This is a genomic window from Streptomyces sp. P9(2023), from assembly GCF_032436795.1.
Classification (GTDB): domain Bacteria; phylum Actinomycetota; class Actinomycetes; order Streptomycetales; family Streptomycetaceae; genus Streptomyces.
The window spans coordinates 1-245 of the sequence record NZ_JAUPWM010000758.1 but is presented as its reverse complement, the minus strand read 5'-3'; the positions used below and the strand labels follow the sequence as shown (position 1 = coordinate 245).

At 66.1% G+C, this 245-nt stretch carries 1 protein-coding gene; it reads left to right on the top strand.

The genetic code is table 11. The annotated features are described in order from the left end of the window. Positions 1–245 (top strand): hypothetical protein (locus tag Q5762_RS39350; protein ID WP_315897122.1); only part of this gene is annotated, 245 nt, incomplete at both ends.

The window sequence follows — 245 nt, the reverse complement described above, 5'->3', positions numbered from 1 at the left end:
CCCGACGGGCCGGACGGGCCGCTGGCGCTGTGGGAATCGGGCGCGATTTTGACTTATCTGGCCGACAAGACCGGCCAGTTCCTGCCCCGCGACGGTGCCGCGCGCTGGCACACGCTGCAATGGCTGATGTTTCAGATGGGGGGCATTGGCCCGATGTTTGGCCAGCTTGGCTTTTTCCACCGCTACAAGGGCCGCGAGATCGAAGACCCCCGCCCGCGCGAACGCTATTACGGCGAGACGAAGCG